The following is a 1,623-nucleotide window of genomic DNA, read 5'->3' on the forward strand; positions in this document are numbered from 1 at the left end:
GTGCACTTGGACATGGTCGAGGTGATGGTGCTCGATGAAGCCGACCGCATGCTCGACATGGGCTTTATCCCGCAGGTACGGCAGATCATCCGCCAGACCCCGATGAAGGGCGAACGCCAGACTCTGCTGTTCTCCGCCACCTTCACCGAAGACGTGATGAACCTGGCCAAGCAGTGGACCACCGAGCCGGCGATCGTCGAGATCGAACCGGAAAACGTCGCCAGCGACACGGTCGAGCAGCACGTCTATGCCGTGGCCGGCAGCGATAAATACAAGCTGCTGTACAACCTGATCACCCAGAACGACTGGATCAGGGTGATGGTCTTCGCCAACCGCAAGGATGAAGTGCGGCGCATCGAGGAACGCCTGACCCGCGACGGCATCAGCGCCGTGCAGATGTCCGGCGACGTGCCGCAGCACAAGCGCATCCGCGCCCTGGAAGGCTTCCGCGAAGGCAAGATCCGCGTGATGGTCGCCACCGACGTGGCCGGCCGCGGCATCCACGTCGAAGCCATCAGCCATGTGATCAACTTCACCCTGCCGGAAACCCCGGACGACTACGTGCACCGCATCGGTCGTACCGGCCGGGCCGGCAGCAGTGGCACCTCGATCAGCTTTGCCGGCGAAGACGACGCCTACGCCCTGCCGGCGATCGAAGCCCTGCTGGGGCGCAAGATCGCCTGCGAGATGCCGCCGGATGAACTGCTCAAGCCGGTGCCGCGCAAGCACTGACCGGCGCTTGCACAATAAAAAGGCGAAGCCCACAGGCTTCGCCTTTTTTATTTCGCAGGTTTTTGCACGCCGCGCCCAGGCCAGGATCAGGGCAGCGCAGAGCCAGACAGGTCGCAGCGGCATATCAAGTTGCCGCGTCCGACGCTTGCAGGCATGGATAGTAAAGTCCAGAATGGACTAATTGTTTAGTTCATTTCGGAGCGCCCCATGTCGATCACACCCTATGTGCTGCATAAAGACGAAGCCGAGCAGCTGCTCGCCCGGGTCGATGTCCACCAGGCCATGGTCAGCCTGTTTGGCGAACTGGCCAACGGCAATGCCGCGCAACCGGCGCAGCAACTGGTGGAGTTCCCCCAGGGCGCAGGCGACTTTATCAACTACCTGGGCGTGCTGGCCGGCGCCGGCGTCTATGGGGTGAAGACCTCGCCCTATCTAGTGCGCGAGCAAGGCCCGCTGGTCACCGCCTGGACCCTGCTGATGTCCATGCAAACCGGCCAACCGCTGTTGCTCTGCGATGCCGGCCTGCTGACCATCGCGCGCACCGCCGCCACTACTGCTGTAGCGGTGGACGCCCTGGCCCCAACCCAGGCCAAGCACCTGACGGTGATAGGTTGCGGCCCGGTGGCACGCGCCCATGTGCATTACGCCAAGGGCCTGCGCGACTGGCAGAGCATCCGCCTGTACTCGTCCAGCCTGGCCGACAAGAGCGAGGCGCAGCTGGATGAACTCAGGCGACTCGACCCGCGTCTGCAGCTGTGCGACAGCGTTGCGGACGCCACCGAGGGCGCCGATGTGCTGCTGCTCTGCACCTCCTCGGCCAAGCCGGTGCTCGACCCAGCCAGCCTGAGCAAGCCGGCACTGATCACCTCGATCAGCACCAACGCCCTGCGC

General features: G+C 64.0%; 2 protein-coding genes. Both read left to right on the forward strand.

The features are described 5' to 3' along the window. Positions 1-732, forward strand: a 732-nt coding sequence (locus Q8Q83_RS13975; protein ID WP_305624682.1) for a helicase-related protein, incomplete at its 5' end; no start/stop codon positions are given. 207 nt (positions 733-939) lie between these two features. Beyond that, positions 940-1,623 (forward strand): ornithine cyclodeaminase family protein (locus tag Q8Q83_RS13980; protein ID WP_305624683.1); only part of this gene is annotated, 684 nt, incomplete at its 3' end.

The sequence above is a fragment of the Pseudomonas sp. genome, from assembly GCF_030696055.1.
Classification (GTDB): Bacteria; Pseudomonadota; Gammaproteobacteria; order Pseudomonadales; family Pseudomonadaceae; genus Aquipseudomonas.